The sequence below is a fragment of the Marinobacter alkalisoli genome, from assembly GCF_045449855.1.
GTDB lineage: Bacteria > Pseudomonadota > Gammaproteobacteria > Pseudomonadales > Oleiphilaceae > Marinobacter.
Genome location: NZ_JBJJLC010000006.1, coordinates 88,365 through 104,060 on the forward strand (window position 1 = coordinate 88,365; position 15,696 = coordinate 104,060).

14 protein-coding genes are annotated in these 15,696 nt (G+C 53.8%); all 14 read left to right on the forward strand.

The window, feature by feature from the left end:
* The first annotated feature begins 101 nt into the window (after positions 1 to 101).
* The 14 genes from ACJO5Y_RS03925 (at position 102) to ACJO5Y_RS03990 (ending at position 15,693) form a co-directional block, all read left to right on the forward strand.
* Positions 102 to 1,514 carry a TIGR03013 family XrtA/PEP-CTERM system glycosyltransferase gene (locus tag ACJO5Y_RS03925; protein ID WP_406985121.1) on the forward strand — a complete coding sequence of 471 codons (1,413 nt, stop codon included), beginning with the start codon at positions 102 to 104 and terminating at the stop codon, positions 1,512 to 1,514.
* A gap of 62 nt (positions 1,515 to 1,576) precedes the next feature.
* Positions 1,577 to 2,221, forward strand: coding sequence for an XrtA/PEP-CTERM system exopolysaccharide export protein (locus ACJO5Y_RS03930; protein ID WP_406985122.1), 645 nt, complete (start codon positions 1,577 to 1,579; stop codon positions 2,219 to 2,221).
* A gap of 50 nt (positions 2,222 to 2,271) precedes the next feature.
* Positions 2,272 to 3,801 carry an XrtA system polysaccharide chain length determinant gene (locus ACJO5Y_RS03935; RefSeq protein WP_406985123.1) on the forward strand — a complete coding sequence of 510 codons (1,530 nt, stop codon included), beginning with the start codon at positions 2,272 to 2,274 and terminating at the stop codon, positions 3,799 to 3,801.
* Entirely contained in the window at positions 3,798 to 4,694 is an 897-nt protein-coding gene (locus tag ACJO5Y_RS03940) for a P-loop NTPase family protein (RefSeq protein WP_406985124.1), read from the forward strand. The genes ACJO5Y_RS03935 and ACJO5Y_RS03940 overlap by 4 nt, the downstream gene beginning before the upstream one ends.
* Positions 4,695 to 4,755: 61 nt before the next feature.
* Positions 4,756 to 5,973 (forward strand): outer membrane beta-barrel protein, encoded by a 1,218-nt coding sequence (locus ACJO5Y_RS03945; protein WP_406985125.1) that lies wholly within the window; start codon positions 4,756 to 4,758, stop codon positions 5,971 to 5,973.
* A 39-nt stretch (positions 5,974 to 6,012) separates the two neighbouring features.
* Positions 6,013 to 6,924 (forward strand): XrtA system polysaccharide deacetylase, encoded by a 912-nt coding sequence (locus ACJO5Y_RS03950; RefSeq protein ID WP_406985126.1) that lies wholly within the window; start codon positions 6,013 to 6,015, stop codon positions 6,922 to 6,924.
* 20 nt (positions 6,925 to 6,944) lie between these two features.
* Positions 6,945 to 8,102 (forward strand): glycosyltransferase family 2 protein, encoded by a 1,158-nt coding sequence (locus ACJO5Y_RS03955; RefSeq protein WP_406985127.1) that lies wholly within the window; start codon positions 6,945 to 6,947, stop codon positions 8,100 to 8,102.
* Positions 8,103 to 8,162: 60 nt separating this feature from the next.
* Positions 8,163 to 9,794, forward strand: a complete 1,632-nt coding sequence (locus ACJO5Y_RS03960; protein ID WP_406985128.1) for an ArnT family glycosyltransferase — start codon at positions 8,163 to 8,165, stop codon at positions 9,792 to 9,794.
* Positions 9,795 to 9,798: 4 nt separating this feature from the next.
* Positions 9,799 to 10,950 carry a glycosyltransferase gene (locus ACJO5Y_RS03965; RefSeq protein ID WP_406985129.1) on the forward strand — a complete coding sequence of 384 codons (1,152 nt, stop codon included), beginning with the start codon at positions 9,799 to 9,801 and terminating at the stop codon, positions 10,948 to 10,950.
* Complete coding sequence (locus ACJO5Y_RS03970; protein WP_406985277.1) at positions 10,950 to 12,077, forward strand: glycosyltransferase; 1,128 nt, start codon at positions 10,950 to 10,952, stop codon at positions 12,075 to 12,077. Before ACJO5Y_RS03965 ends, ACJO5Y_RS03970 begins: the two co-directional genes overlap by 1 nt.
* Complete coding sequence (locus tag ACJO5Y_RS03975; RefSeq protein ID WP_406985130.1) at positions 12,074 to 12,451, forward strand: GtrA family protein; 378 nt, start codon at positions 12,074 to 12,076, stop codon at positions 12,449 to 12,451. Before ACJO5Y_RS03970 ends, ACJO5Y_RS03975 begins: the two co-directional genes overlap by 4 nt.
* A 1-nt stretch (position 12,452) precedes the next feature.
* Positions 12,453 to 13,466: a glycosyltransferase family 2 protein gene (locus ACJO5Y_RS03980; RefSeq protein WP_406985131.1), complete on the forward strand. Its 1,014-nt coding sequence runs from the start codon at positions 12,453 to 12,455 to the stop codon at positions 13,464 to 13,466.
* Positions 13,463 to 14,803, forward strand: a complete 1,341-nt coding sequence (locus ACJO5Y_RS03985) for a phenylacetate--CoA ligase family protein (protein ID WP_406985132.1) — start codon at positions 13,463 to 13,465, stop codon at positions 14,801 to 14,803. The genes ACJO5Y_RS03980 and ACJO5Y_RS03985 overlap by 4 nt, the downstream gene beginning before the upstream one ends.
* Complete coding sequence (locus tag ACJO5Y_RS03990) at positions 14,791 to 15,693, forward strand: glycosyltransferase family 2 protein (RefSeq protein ID WP_406985133.1); 903 nt, start codon at positions 14,791 to 14,793, stop codon at positions 15,691 to 15,693. The genes ACJO5Y_RS03985 and ACJO5Y_RS03990 overlap by 13 nt, the downstream gene beginning before the upstream one ends.
* Positions 15,694 to 15,696: the final 3 nt, after the last annotated feature.

Sequence of the window (15,696 nt, forward strand, 5' to 3'; positions counted from 1 at the left end):
CGTTGAAGTTACAAAAATTTACATTACACTTGTTGTTGACAGCAGATTCCGTTGCATGGGATGCACGGTGCCAGTTCGAGTGAACAACAAAAGGAGTTGACGTGGCCCACGTCAGATTGTTCAGGCATTACATTCATGTCCCCTTTGTTATTCTGGGCCTGATAGATTTTTTTGTGCTGGTCGGAAGTTTTCTTCTGGCCACCTTTTTCCGTTATTTCGGCGATCTGACGTATTTCCTGGAAAATCTTCGCGTCCTGATTCCCTCTGCCGTGGTCTTCGCGCTGGTCAGCCTGCTGGTAATGATTGCAATCGGCGTTCATCAATCCCATGTCGAAGAAGGCATGTCGGGGATGATGCTCAGAACGATCATGGCCCTGATTGTGGCGGTTCCGGCATCCGGATTTACCTACCTGCTGGCCAGTGACTGGCTTTGGTACCTCGGATCCAGTGGTGTGCTGACGTCGGCCTCGGTATTTGGCTTCTTCCTGCTGGGCATTGTGCGTTCCATCTTTTTCGCGGTGGCCGGCCGGGATGCCTTCAAGCGGAAAGTGCTGGTTCTGGGTTCCGGCTATAGGGCGCGGCAGTTGCTGGAGGACCTGAGAACGCCATTTAACCGCCAGGGCTTCAAGTTGACCGGATTCGTCCCCCTCCCCGGAGAGCACACCGAAGTTGCGGAGGAGCACCTGCTTCAATTGCCTTGCACGCTGCACCAGTACATCTTGCGCCACCCAGTGACTGAGATCGTGGTGGCCGTGGATGACCGCAGGAAAGGGTTGCCCATGGATGACCTGCTGGAATGCAAGATGGAAGGCGTCAAAATTATCGACGGTGCTACCTTTTACGAACAGGAATCCAGAAAAGTGGCCCTGGAAATGATTACCCGCGGGTGGCTGGTGTTTTCGGACGGCTTCACCGTTTCGTCGGTGTTCGGGATCGGAAAACGGTCACTGGACATCATGGCGGCTACCACGCTGCTTCTGGCCAGTTTGCCGTTCATGATTCTGACTGTCATCGCGATCAAGATTGAGGATGGCCTGAAATCTCCGGTTTTCTACAGTCAGGAGCGTGTTGGACTCAATGGCAGGATATTTCAGGTTCACAAGTTTCGCTCAATGATTACCGACGCCGAGAAAAATGGCGCGGTGTGGGCGAGCAGGGATGATGCCCGGGTGACAAAGGTAGGCGATTTTATCCGTAAGGTACGGATCGACGAACTGCCCCAGATATTCAATGTGCTGAACGGAACCATGGCGTTCGTGGGGCCGAGGCCGGAGCGCCCGGTCTTCGTTCAGCAGTTGTCGGAGAAAATTCCCTTCTACAGCGAGCGACACCGGGTAAAGCCGGGTCTGACCGGGTGGGCGCAGCTATGCTTTGCCTATGCGGACAACGAAGAGGACACCCGGGAGAAACTTCGTTACGACCTTTATTACATCAAGAATCAGAGCTTGTTGCTGGATTTGTTGATTATAATTCAGACAGTGGAAGTGGTATTGTTCAAAAAAGGATCAAGGTAGTTTCGGGGTTGTGCTGTTCCCGGAACATGGAATGAAGCAAGGACTTGTAGAGAGGATTCACAATGTCACGGATGTACTCCTTCGCAGGGATTTCCCTGTTACTGGCTGCGGTAGCTTTGGCTACCGGTTGTGCCACTCCGTCGCCCTCCTCACCGGAGAAAATTCGGCGTGCCCTGAACGTCGACACATCAACCAGTGTTGATGAATATGTGCTGGGCGCCACTGACGTGGTCAAGGTTTCGGTCTGGCGAAACGAAGATCTGAGCATCACCGTTCCGGTTCGCCCGGATGGCAAGATTTCCGTGCCTCTGATTGGTGATGTCCAGGCCAGTGGCCGCACGCCGGTCGGACTGGCGGAGGAGATCGAAATCAACCTTGCCCAATATATCCGCGAGCCACAGGTCAGCATCGTGGTGACGTCCATGGGCAGTCACGAATACAGCGATCGCGTGCGGGTAACCGGAGCGGTGCAGCAACCCGTGTCCGTCCCCCACCGTGCGGGCATGACAGTGCTTGATGTTGTACTCGGCGCTGGTGGCGCCACGCCGTTCGCGGCACTGAATAACTCGATGCTTTATCGCAAGGTGGGTGGCGAAGTCATCGCCATTCCGGTCCGGCTTGAGGACATCCTCAACAACGGCGATGTCGAGACCAACTATGCGATACGCCCTGGCGATATTCTCAGCGTTCCCGAGCGGAATTTCTGAGCGTCGGTCGCACCGTGAAACTCTACAGAATCTAGTGTGGGTTGTTCGCTATGGCCTTACCTCTATCACAATTACCGGTTGAAATCGTCAGGGAAGTGCGGGCAAGGAAGTGGCTGACGCTCCTGCTATTCGTGGTTGTCAGTTTCAGTGTCCTGGCAACCGGCTTCCTGTGGCCCTACAAGTACGAATCGGAAACCATCATCTTCATCGACGACCAGAACATTATCCGCCCGTTGATGGAAGGCAGCGCCGTAACCACGGAGATCAATGACCGGGCGTCCGCCGCGAAAGAGTTGCTATGGAGCAGAAGCGTGGTGGAGAAAGTCGCGGTTGATGAAAACATTTTCGGCGAAGGAGCGGCCGACGTAGAGCCCGAGCGACTGGAAGGGCGAATTGGTTACCTGCGGAATAACCTGATCGTTCGACCAAGAGGGGATACCTATTTCGCCATTGGTTTCCGGTCAGAATCGCCGATGCAGGCATTTCAGGTTGCCCAGCGGATGGGGCAGCTGTTTATCGAGGAAAGCAATGAGCGTAAGCGTGCCGAAAGCCGCAATGCCTATGAGTTCATCAACAAGCAGGTCAAAAGCTACGAAAGCCAGTTAGCAGAAGTGGAGGCCCGCCTGAAACAGTTCCTGTCCGAAAACGTGGATGGTACGGAAGGGACAGCCAACAACCGGATGGCCAGCCTGAGAAATCAGCTGGAACTGGCGGAACTTGAGCGCGCCGAACTGCAAACCCGGGCGCGATCCCTGGAGAACGAACTGAATCGGGTGAACCCCACCATTCGTGAGGGCCGGACGGCGGATGCCTACCAGAACCGGATCAGTTCTCTCGAGGAGCAACTGGATAACCTGCGGCTGCGTTACCACGATACCTACCCGGACATTGTCATCCTGAGGGAGCAACTGCAGGAACTGCGGCGACAGCGTGCAAGGGCAATGGCTAACCAGGACGAGAGCGCCATTACGCGGGGCGGTGAGGACGTGTCCAACCCGGTTTACCAGGAGATCCAGTCCGAGTTGTCCCGCACAAGGGCCAACATCCAGACCATTAACACCCGCATCAACTCCTTTGAGCAATTGCTGGCTGAACAAACCAGGCGGATGGAGCGGATACAGGGAAACAAGGCACAGTATTCCGATCTCACCCGTGACATGGAAGTGAACAAGCAGATTTACGACGACCTGCTGAAACGCCGTGAAAGGGCGCGGGTGTCCATGCACCTGGATGTGGAAGGGCAGGGTCTGAACTATCGGATCAACGAAACCGCGCAGTTCCCGCTGGGCGCCTCTGGCCCCAAATTCTCAACCTTTGCCGTGGCAGGGCTGTTCCTGGGATTGCTTGCGCCGTTCGGACTGGCGGCGGGGCTGTTGCAGATCGATCCCCGGGTAAAGGCAAGGCAGCAACTGGAAGACGACATCGGTTTGCCGGTTCTGGTTGAGCTTCCGCAAGTAAGAACCCCGTTCGAAATACGCCGTGACCGCCGGGTAACGATACTGGTGGGGGCCTGCGCGATCATTGCGGTGGCTGTTTACATCGCCCTGGTAGTGGCCTCAATGATGGGAGTAATTGGATGACTGAACATAACGATAAAGTCGAGGCCCCACTGGACAACGATGACGACCAGATAAGCCCCCGGGAGGACAACAACCAAAGGGAAGAGAATTACTGGTTACGCAGAAAGAACGAACTGAACGGGGAGGGCGTTCCCTATTCCGAATGGGATGATTCCAGGATGCTGGTGCCCAGTTCCCTGGAGCTTGGCCCCGGAGCCGTTGATCGGTATGTCATCAGCAAACAGATCGTGCGAATGCAGGAGCCCCGCAAGCTCACGCCGGACGATATGGACGAGCGGCGGATTATCTATCCCGACTCCAACAACCGACATCTGGTTAACCGGTTCCGGGATCTGCGAACCAAATTGCTGGAAGCATCCGGTGGCAACAACTTCACGCTTGTGGTCAGCGGTGCTTCGTCCGGCGCGGGTGCATCCTTTGTGGCACTGAACCTGGCGGCTGCCTTCGCATTCGATCAGTCCAAGACCGCCCTGGTGATCGACTGCAACCTCAGGGAGCCGACTCTGCACACCACGCTGGACATCATGCCGGAAGCCGGCCTGACCGATTTTCTGGATGACCCTGATTACGACATCGCCCGCATCCTTTACCCGACGGGTATCCCTCGGCTTCGATTGATTCCCGCCGGTAGCCGGCGGGAAATACCCGCGGAGTTTTTCACATCCTTCCGGATGAAGCAGTTTCTCCAGGCGGTGAGGAGGCGCTACCCGGATCGCTTTATCGTGCTCGATACCGCATCCATTACCGAATCACCGGACGCCCGTATTCTCGCAGAGCTGTGCGATTACGCCATGCTGGTGGTGCCCCATGGGCGCATCACGCCGAAAGTGGCGGAGCTGGCGGCCACAGCCTTCCATTCGGAGAAATTTGTGGGGGCTGTAGTCAATGGCTAGGCACGCAGTACCAGAGAGAATTCGATCGTGGCAACAGTGTGCCCTCGGGATACTCACGGTCATGCCCGGGCTTGTAGTGTCTGCTCCGGCGACGCTATCCGGCGGTTTTGAATCGCGCTACTCGGACAACGCACGACAGTCTGCCTTTGATGAGAAATCCGACCTGGAATCCCGGGTCAGTGTGGGGGTTCAGCACACCTCAGATCCGGGGCGGTGTAATTCCGATCTCGGAGCACGGCTTGGTTATGCTTACTGGCTGGATGACACCTTTGACCCGGAAACCTTCGCCAACCTGGACTTCATCGGCGATTGCCAGTTGGGAAACAACGTAGTCTGGCAGATGACAGACCAACTGAGGGACGTAGTGCAGGACAGCCGGACCGGCAACACACCGACCAACCGGACCCGTAAGAATGTGTTCCGCACCGGCCCATTGGTGACATTTAACCTCGGATCCGTGGATCAACTGTTCCTGTCTGCGCAGTATGAAAATACGGAATACAGTGAACCGGAAGAGACCGATGGCGAGCGCTACATTGGAACCATCGGCTGGGATCATTTTTTCAGCTCCACCTTCACCGGCGGGCTCAGTGCCAGCGTGAACCAGGTAGAATTGGATACGGACGAAGAAATCGACCGCGAAACCCTGAGCGCCACCTTCAGCAAGACCTGGGCGGCAACCAGCGTGCGTGGGTCCGTAGGTTACAGCCAGATCGAATCCTCGCTCAATAACAGTGACCGGGAAAGTGACGCCATAGTGGGTGACCTAATCCTGACCCGGGATATAAACCCGACAACCGAACTGTCACTGGAGGCGAGCCGGGAATTAACGGACCAGACCTCGGACTTCGATATTCGGTTCGGAGAGTTTGTGTTCAACCTGGAGCAGACCAGCGCGGTGGAAGTGTCGGCCATACGGTTAGGGGTGGGAAAGGAGTTCAGCCGTGGTTCCAGCCTGTCCGCCGCAGCGTACGCCAACCGTTCCGAGTACCTTGATTTTGAAACAGAAGAAGAGCGCACGGGGTTCAGCGCCGACTACCGGCACCCCATCACCGGTCAGCTGACGGCAACGCTCGGGGTCGGTTACGACTTCCTGACCTACCAGGATGATGACACGGAGGATGTACTGTTCAGGGCCAATGCCGGTATCGACTTCCAGCTCAACCGGAGGCTGAGCGTGATCACCCGCGTAGGCCATGAGCGACGTGACAGTGACATCACAACCCGTGAGTTCGACGAAAACTGGATTTTAGTCGGGCTGAACTATCAGTTTCTTTAGGGCGGAGACCCACGCATTCGTAAGGCAGGGAATAAAGCCATGAATGGAAACATACAGAACGCACTCACCGTGGACGTGGAAGATTACTTCCAGGTCGCAGCGCTGGCTGAGGCCGTCAGCCGTGATGACTGGTCGTCCATGGAGTACCGCGTTGAAGCCAATACCGACCGTTTGCTGGCCCTGTTCGAGAAGAATAGTACCCGGGCAACGTTCTTTGTGCTGGGCTGGGTCGCGGAGCGCTCGCCCAGCCTGATTCGGCGTATTCGGGATGCGGGCCACGAAGTGGCGAGCCACGGCTACAGCCATCAGCTCATTTACACGCAAACCCCGGAGCTATTCCGGGAAGAAACCCGGAAATCCAAACAGATTCTTGAAGACATTACTGGCGAGCGGATCAGCGGATACCGCGCCGCCAGTTACTCGATTACGGCGCAGTCGCGCTGGGCCCTGGATATCCTCTGGGAAGAAGGCTTCACCTGGGATTCTTCCATCTTCCCTGTTCATCATGATCGCTATGGCATGCCCGGAACGCCGCGCTGGCCCCACCGCGTCACAACCGACCTGGGGTACGAGCTGGCGGAATTTCCGCTCAGTACGCTGAAACTCCCCGGATACACGCTCCCGATTGCCGGGGGCGGATACTTCCGCCTGTTTCCATACTGGTTCAGCCAATGGGGGTTGGGGTCTATTAACCGCCAGGGCCAGCCTTTTGTTTTTTACCTGCACCCCTGGGAGGTGGACCCCGGCCAGCCCCGGCTGAAGGTGAAATGGCTGTCCCGGTTCCGACACTACAATAACCTGGACGTGTGTGAGGAGCGGCTGGAACGGTTACTGAAGCGTTTCAGTTTTACCACCATGTCCAACGTGCTGAAGGCAAGCGGGGTTCTGGAACCCGCATTTGTGGCTGGTGGCCGGGATGCCACCAACAGCCAGGTACTGAGAACCCTGTAATACCTCATGGATGAATGACAATGCTGAAACTGCTGTTCTGGCTGTCACTGTTACTGTTGCTGTACATCTACGCCGGCTATCCGTTACTGGCGCGGATGCTGGCTGCCTTTCGCCCGATGCCAGTGAATCGGGAGGATGGTTATCGTCCATCGGTCTCGATTGTGATCGCGGCCTTTAATGAAGCGGCTGACATCCGCGCAACGCTCGAGAACAAGCTGGCCCAACACTACCCATCTGAATTGCTGGAAATCCTGGTGGTGTCCGACGGGTCCGATGACGGTACCGACGACATCGTTACCACAATGGCCGGTGAAGCCCGGTGCCCGGTCCATCTGGTGCGCCAGGAGCCGCGCCAGGGCAAGACCTCCGGCCTGAACCTGCTGATTCCCCGGGCAACGGGAGACATCATCCTCTTTGCGGATGCCAACTCCCACTGGGATGTCAACGCCATCAACTACCTGGTCAGCAACTTTGCCGACCCGGACGTGGGTTATGTCACCGGGAAAATGGTCTATGCCAATCAGGATGGCTCCCTCGTTGGTGATGGTTGCAGCGCGTACATGAAGTACGAGAACCGGCTTCGCGAGTACGAGACCCAGCTGGGGTCCATAGTCGGTGTGGATGGCGGCATCGACGCCATGCGCAAATCCTTGCACCAACCATTGCACGCGGACCAGCTGCCGGACTTCGTGCAGCCCCTGAAAGTCGTGGAACAGGGGTATCGTGTGGTGTATGAGCCCCGCGCGCTGCTTAAGGAAAACACCAACGACGACAGCGACAGTGAATTCAGCATGCGGGTTCGTGTCGGGCTGCGTGCCCTGTGGGCCCTGAAGGACATGTCGCACCTGATGAATCCGGTCCGATTTGGCCTGTTTGCGCTGCAGATGGTGTCCCACAAACTGCTGCGCTACCTGGCTTTTATTCCCCTTGCGATGTTCACGATCACAACCCTGGCGCTCGCCCCCAGCGGCGGATTCTATTCCGTCTGCCTGTTCGGGCTGATCGCCTTGTACGGACTGGGTTGGGTCGGCCGTAGAAACGAGACTCCGGGGCAAAACCTGTCATTTCTGTATACCGCTCCATACTACTTCCTGCTTCTGAACGTCGCGTCCTTCAAGGCTACGCTCGCTTTCTTAAAAGGGGAGAAGAAGGTGGTCTGGAATCCGAGGAAGGGGTGAGGAGTGACTCGGCCTATCGAAATATCCACCAAATCTCCAGACCAGGTTAAGGCTGCCCGTATGATCAGCAGGTTTTCACGCACAGTTCCTTATTTGATGTTACTGATTGTATTGTTGTTCTCGGTAGGCACAAAGCTAAGTGTCATTGAGGTTGGCGCACCCTACGTCACCATTGACGACCACACTAAGTACGAAGGTGGTTTTCATGTATGGTTTGGGCAGGCACCGCCACAGCGCATGTACCTAGAAAGCTGGATTAGCGGGCTCTCCTCGATTTCAACCTACGTTGCTCGCCATATTGGTGAGGACGGCGCAATTGGGTTGAATCTAGTTGCCGACGCGTATCGTGACTTTCACGGCAACCCCGATCCCTATGTGCTGAGTTACCGTTCGCTCATGCTCGTCGTCGACGTGTTGACGGCGTTGTTGATTTTCCTATTGGCCCGAGAAGTGGTAAGTCGGCATGCTCAGCGCGAATGGATAGCGGCGATTGCTACTAGCCTTTATCTGCTGAGTTTCAATACTTTGTGGGCCTATGTTGTGGCGCGACCGGACACTCTGACGGTGTTCTTTTCCGTTGCCGGACTGTACCTGTATTACCGCTCCAATTTTGGCGAACAGCAGCAAACACTGATACTCAGCGGCGTCATGCTTGGTCTTGCAACCGGCATGAAGCTGCATGGTGCGTTCTTTGTCATATTTGTCTGCCTGGATCTTTGGCGATGTGTCGGTTTGCGTGAGGCGATCCGGCGAGCGTTTTGGTTCGGCTTGGTTGCGGTCATGGTATTTGCGGTGGCCGCCGGCTCCGTGGTTTTCGATCCAGCCCTTTACGTAAAGCTTCGACTGCTAAACGCCCGCGACGATGCTTCTCCGTGGTTGGAGTGGGGGGATCAGTTCGTGACTATGTTACGGGGTACTGGGTGGCTGGTGATTCCCCTCTTGATTGCTACGGCCTGGTCGGTACGCAAGGCAGGGGATTGGGCTGCTGATCGCAAGCTGGCCAGCGTTCTGTTTCTTTCCATCTGCTGGCTGGTTCTGTTTGCCAGTATTCGGGTACTTCGTGGCTACTGGATGTTACCGGCATTACCGCTGTTTTACGTCGCGGCGGCCGCAGGGGTAGTCCGGTTTGCATCCGGTTATTGGAAAGTACCGGTACTGATAGCACTGCTTGCGGTTTTTTCGGGTCAGCTATGGTTTGAAGGCAAGTCTTTCAGGGATGTCCCTTACGGGGATCTTCGTCGGTGGGTAGTCAATAAGGTCGATGCCGATGAAACGATGTATATCTTGGGGTACACCGCACTGAATCTTCCCCTGAACACCAGTGCGATAAAACTACACAAAACCGTGCTGGATAATGGATTTTCCGAGGCCATGACCGAAGGAGAATCCTTTACCCACAGGCATATTCGTTTATGGGAAGAGCGGGCCCGGTACCGCCTTTTGGATATGCTTAACTTTCGGTCGGGTGTGGGTTACCGATATTTTGGTTACCACAGTTTTCCCCCGAGAATCATGGACACTGTGATGCCATTTGACAGCGTGCAATATATCTTCGTGCAGGAGCACTTCGACCTGAGTAAGGAAGAACGGCTCTTGCAGATACTGGAAAAAAACTATGAGCCGGTCACCACGTTGACCGGACCTGGTGGTGGTGGAAATGGACTGTCCTACGAAATTTATAGACGGAAATAGTGCGTTGGCGACGACACCTGAGCGAGTTCTGCACTTTATCGAAAGTGGTGGGCTTTATGGAGCAGAGAAGGTGATCCTCAATCTATCCCGGGAAATGCTTCGCAATGGAGAATTCGTTCCGGTTGTGGGTTGTATTGTTGGCTGTGAAGAAGAGCAAAGCGATCTTTTTGATGCTGCGGTGGAGCTTGGCGTCGAAGCGGTGAAGCTGGTTATTCCCAACAGCCGTTTTCCCTTGGCGTTGGTGCGAGTTTCCCGGCAGTTGAAGGACATGAATGTAGAGATCATTCATTCCCACGGTTACAAACCCTCAGTCTATGGATTTGTACTCAGGGGGCTCACTGGTATCCCCGTAATCGCAACCTGTCACCTTTGGTTTGAAATGGAAAAAGGACCACTTAAAACGCGGCTCATGATTGCTTTGGAGAAACTGTTTTACCGGTGGTTTCCTCAAGTCGTGGCGGTCTCCGATGAAATCCGGAGAATTCTGTTGAGTAACGGCGTACCTGGCAAAAAAGTATCCGTGGTTGAGAATGGTGTAGCCATAGAGCCTCTCCCTGACCCGGAAAAACCCGCGCAACTGAAGGCGTCTCTAGGGTTTCAGCCTGAAGAATTCTGCGTGTTCAATGCTGGACGTCTCACTCGTCAGAAAGCCCAGTGGACCCTGATTGATGCAGCAGCATTATTGAAGCATCGAGGCGTTAAGGTACAGGTATTGATTGCCGGGGAAGGTGGGTTGAAGCAAACACTGACGAACCGTATCAGTGAACTTGGGGTAAGCGACCGAGTGACTCTGCTTGGGTTTCGCCAGGATGTGGCTGAGTTGTTGGCCATGAGTGATGTTGTCGCCTTGCCATCGCTGGACGAGGGTATGCCGATGATCCTTCTGGAAAGCACTGCGCGAGGTGTTCCCGCTGTTACGACTAGTGTTGGCGATATTCCAAAGCTTATCAGGGATGGTGAGAGCGGTTTGATCATACCAAGGGAAGATCCCACGGCACTGGCGGACGCCATTGAAAAGCTTCAAATGGATGCTGGTCTTCGGCAGAGGTTGGCTTCTAGTGCGCAGGCCATTATGCAATCCCGCTACTCCAGTCAGACGATGCATCTGCAATACCATGATATCTATAAGAAACTGATATCCGGAGCGTGCTCATGATGACGCCAGGTTCCAACAACAAGCCCCCAGTAAAGATACTTTATTGCATCGATCAGTTGGTTCGTGGGGGTACGGAGTTGCAGTTGATTGGGCTTATTAACCGGCTGGATCGGTCCAGGTATACCCCGTATTTGTTGACCCTCCGACCCACCAGTCCCGAGCTTATCCCGGAGAATTGCTCCCATATTTCGCTGGATGTGCCAAAGTTGTTCTCCTTTTCTGGCCTACGGTCTCATTGGTGGCTTGTGCGATTCCTTCGCAGGGAGCGTATTCAGGTTGTTCAAACCTATTTCCAGGATTCTACTGTCTTCGCAGGATTGGCCGCGCGTATGGCGATGACCCCAGTTCGCATCGCCTGTCTCCGTGATCTGGCGTTCTGGAACAACCGAAAGCAGACACTTCTGCTTAAGAGTATCTATCCTTTGATGACCGCATACATCTGTAACGCGCGAGTAGTGGTGGATCATTTTTCCCGGCACTTCGGGATTGATCGGACCAAGGCGATTGTCGTCAGGAACGGGGTCGATACGGCTCAGCTACCCTTTGTGGATCATGCCGGGTCTACCTGTCATATCGGTATTGTGGGCAATATGACCCGCGCAGTAAAAAGAACGGACTTATTCATCAAGGCAGCGGCCTTAGTACACCAGGGGCATCCTCACATTCAGTGGCATGTTGTGGGGGATGGACATATGAGAGCCGAGTTGGAACAACTTGCAACTGATCTTGGGGTGCGCAAGCACATGATCTTTGTCGGACGGATCGACGATGTGACCGGGTATCTTGCCAAGCTGGACGTTGGCGTTATCTGCTCCGATTCTGAAGGTTTAAGCAATGCTCTGCTTGAGTATATGTTCCGGGGGGTTGCTGCCGTTGCAACTGCCGTGGGCGGTAACACCGAACTGATTGAAGACGGGGTTACCGGATTAACCGTGCCAACAGATAGCTCCGAAGCCCTCGCCAAGGCTCTGACCCGGTTGGTTGAGGAACCTGACCTGAGACAGCAACTGGCATTGAAGGCCAGGGCCAGGGTGGAGAATAGCTATAGCTGGCCTCGCTGTCTCGCTGAACACGATGGGTTATATCAGAGACAACTGGCAAACCAGACCATGGAGCGGCTTGCATGAAGTTTATCAAGTTTCTAGGTGTCGGGGGTGCGGCGACCTTGATCCAATATGGAATACTTATTGCGCTTGTCGAGGGAGTTCAGGCGAGTGCTGTAGTGGGATCAACCATCGGTTACATCGTCAGCGGAATCTTCAACTACACCCTGAATTACTATTTCACATTCTCCAGTACTGCGAAGCACCGAATGGCAGCCATTAGGTTCGTCATTGTCGCGATCATCGGTTTGGCTCTCAACAGCAGCCTGGTGTATTTGCTGACTGACGTGTTCTCTATGTTCTATATCGCCGCTCAAGTGTTTGCCACTGGTGTGGTGGTGATCTGGAATTTTGTTGCCCATAAGAACTGGACATACCACTCGATAAAGGATCATTGATGTGAAGTCGCAAGCTGAGAAACCTGTTGTCCTCTCTGTGGTGATACCTTGCTACAACGAGGAAGAAGTCTTACCGGAGACGGTAAAACAGCTACGGACCTTGCTTGATAGCCTGGTTTTCGATCGATTGATTGCCACGGAGAGCCACTTGTGCTTGGTCGATGATGGCAGCAGGGATCGGACGTGGACCATTATCCAGGCGTATGCAAACGAATCGCTTCAGGTGCGCGGCCTTAAACTAGCTAGTAACCGGGGACATCAGAATGCCTTGCTGGCGGGGCTCGAGAACGCCGATGGTGACATTCTGGTTAGTATTGACTCTGATCTGCAGGATGACATTACCGTTATCAGGACCATGATCATGGAGTACTACGAAGGTCATGAGATTGTGTATGGCGTTCGCAAGAAACGAACCACTGACAGTTTTTTCAAGCGATTCACAGCGGAAGGCTACTACTACCTGTTGGGCAAGATGGGCGTGAATATCGTTTTCAATCATGCCGACTATCGTTTGATGAGCCGTCGTACCATTGAAGCGCTCCGTCAGTACGAGGAAGTGAACCTATTCTTGAGGGGAATTATTCCGACAATCGGCTTTTCCACCACTGAAGTCTATTACGACCGGTCTGAACGGTTTGCTGGGGAATCGAAATATCCCCTCAAAAAGATGCTTGCTCTAGCAGTGGACGGAATCACGTCGTTTTCTGCAGTGCCACTGAGATTCATTGCGGGGCTAGGGTTGGTTATTTTCATCTTCAGTATGCTGATTTCTGCTTGGGCATTGGGGGTGCGCCTCTTTACAGATAATGCGATACCGGGCTGGGCGTCTTCTGTTCTACCAATGTATGTCCTGGGTGGAATCCAGATACTAAGCCTTGGCGTCATAGGGGAGTATGTGTCCAAGGTTTACATGGAAACCAAGCGACGCCCGCGATATTTCATAGAACAATCAGTGGGTAAGTCGGGGCTGGACGTACGAATGGACGAGAAAATGAAGGAGCAGGCGCCGTTATGATAGACCGGCTCTCGAAATACGTCTTTTATCCACTGTGGGACTGGAAAGACAGAAGCTCCCGATTGAAGGAACTCGCAGAGCTGGAAGAACAACAGTGGTGGAACGCCAATCAACTTCGTGAACTACAGTGGAATCGGCTCATAGAGCTTCTGAGACATGCTGGCCAGCATAGTCAGTTTTACCGGCGCATTTTCAAGAAACATGACATCAATCCCGACTCAGTAACAACGTGGGAGGAATTCCGCCAATTCCCAGTGATTACTAAACAGGACGTCCGAAATCACACGGACGAATTTATCAGTGATCAGTATCAGCAGAATGAACTGGTGGCCGCCAAAACCGGTGGATCAACCGGTGTATCCCTTCACCTGTATTTTGATGAGTGCTGCCAGGAGCGAAGAAACGCCGCGCAATTGTGGGCAGATCGGTGGGCTGGATGGGACCTGGGTGAGAAGAAAGCGGCAATCTGGGGGAATCCTCCTGTTGTAAGAGGTGTGAAGCAAGGCCTCAGACATCATCTGATGGATCGAACCATCTACCTCGATACTATGAATCTGAATGACGAAAGTATGGGAGACTTCGTTGATAAGTGGCGACGGGAAAACCCGAAAGCAATTTTCGGGCATGCACATTCCATCTACCTATTCGCGAAGTATGTACTGGAACATGGATGTAATGACCTCAGACCAAAAGGCATCGTTGCCACCTCCATGATGTTGCTGGAGCCTGAGCGGGCAGTCATCGAAAGAGCCTTTAGTTGTAAAGTAACCAACCGGTATGGCTGTGAAGAAGTTGGGCTGATCGCCTGTGAATGTGAACAGCATAGTGGGATGCATCTGAATCTGCCCCATGTGGTCGTTGAGTTTTTGGACGCCGACAACCAACCTGTAAAGCCGGGTGAACCCGGTAAGATTGTTGTAACCGATCTGAATAACTTTGCCATGCCGCTCATCCGTTACCGAGTGGAGGATGTGGGCGCTTTTTCCGAGGAAGTATGTGCATGTGGAAGAGGGCTACCGATCCTCAAGCGGTTGGAGGGGCGTGTGGCGGACTTCCTGAAACTCCCCAGTGGTGGCCATGTGGCTGGAATTTCATTGATTGAGCGAACCTTGACGAAGGTGCCAGGGGTTGAACAAATGCAACTGGTGCAGGACAGAGTCGATCATATTGTTATTAATCGGGTGAAGGGCAAAGACTTCAACGAACAAACGGATCAGGGCCTGATACTGGCCATGAGAGAAGTTTTTGATGAGCGGGTTGGGCTGGACATCGTTGATGTGCCAGTAATCTCCCAAGATCCTTCGGGAAAGTATCGGTTTTCAATATGCAAAATATGAAGGACAAACACGAGCCTTTGGTAAGCGTAGTTATCGCAACTTTCAACATGAGCCAATACCTCCCCGGCGCCGTTAATTCTGTACTGGCCCAGAGTTGGCAGAATCTGGAAGTGATTGTGGTGGACGATGGATCCAGTGACAATACTGCTGGAAGCATGAAACGATTTGGTAATGACTCCAGGGTTCGCTACATCCAGACGGAGAACAGGGGCCAACCAAAGGCAAAAAACCGTGGACTAGCGGAAGCAGGTGGAGAGTATATAGCCTTTTGTGACGCTGATGACCTCTGGCATCCGTCCAAGTTAATTGTCCAGATGCCTTTGTTTGAAAACCCGAAGGTCGGGGTGGTTTACAGCGAAGTATCCTACATTGACCAGTACGGGGCCGACGTTAGTAAGCCCCAACCATATCCTCGTTACAGTGGAATTGTGACGAAGAAGCTGGTTATCAAAAACTTCGTTCCTTTTGGAACGGCAATCATCCGTCGCGCCTGTATTGATAAGAATGGGGTGTTCGACGAGAACTTGCCCATGGGGATCGACTGGGACCTGTGGCTGCGTTACTCCATAGACTGGCAGTTTCAGTACACGCCAGAGCAGACCTATATATACAGGATATGGTCTGGCCAGATGTCAAAAAATTATCGCAGTCGCTATGACAACGCGTTCCTGATCTTGAACAAGTTTCTGAATTTATACCCAGATACTCTCCCGAACACACTAATTGCGCGTGCTTGGGCCGATATGTATGTGAGTCGAGGCATGGCCATTGCGTGCGCAGAGAGGACATTTTCCGAACCGCTGAAGGATATCCTGACGGGGCTGCGCTGGGATTCTACATACTGGCCCGCTTGGCGCTCTCTGGCAAAGCTTATGTTGAGGAGGGTTTAGAGG

Coding starts and splice junctions, on each gene's coding strand:
- ACJO5Y_RS03930 (WP_406985122.1), top strand. CDS start 1,577: ATGTCACGGATGTACTCCTTCGCAGGGATTTCCCTGTTACTGGCTGCG.
- ACJO5Y_RS03935 (WP_406985123.1), top strand. CDS start 2,272: ATGGCCTTACCTCTATCACAATTACCGGTTGAAATCGTCAGGGAAGTG.
- ACJO5Y_RS03940 (WP_406985124.1), top strand. CDS start 3,798: ATGACTGAACATAACGATAAAGTCGAGGCCCCACTGGACAACGATGAC.
- ACJO5Y_RS03945 (WP_406985125.1), top strand. CDS start 4,756: ATGCCCGGGCTTGTAGTGTCTGCTCCGGCGACGCTATCCGGCGGTTTT.
- ACJO5Y_RS03950 (WP_406985126.1), top strand. CDS start 6,013: ATGAATGGAAACATACAGAACGCACTCACCGTGGACGTGGAAGATTAC.
- ACJO5Y_RS03955 (WP_406985127.1), top strand. CDS start 6,945: ATGCTGAAACTGCTGTTCTGGCTGTCACTGTTACTGTTGCTGTACATC.
- ACJO5Y_RS03960 (WP_406985128.1), top strand. CDS start 8,163: ATGATCAGCAGGTTTTCACGCACAGTTCCTTATTTGATGTTACTGATT.
- ACJO5Y_RS03970 (WP_406985277.1), top strand. CDS start 10,950: ATGACGCCAGGTTCCAACAACAAGCCCCCAGTAAAGATACTTTATTGC.
- ACJO5Y_RS03975 (WP_406985130.1), top strand. CDS start 12,074: ATGAAGTTTATCAAGTTTCTAGGTGTCGGGGGTGCGGCGACCTTGATC.
- ACJO5Y_RS03985 (WP_406985132.1), top strand. CDS start 13,463: ATGATAGACCGGCTCTCGAAATACGTCTTTTATCCACTGTGGGACTGG.
- ACJO5Y_RS03990 (WP_406985133.1), top strand. CDS start 14,791: ATGCAAAATATGAAGGACAAACACGAGCCTTTGGTAAGCGTAGTTATC.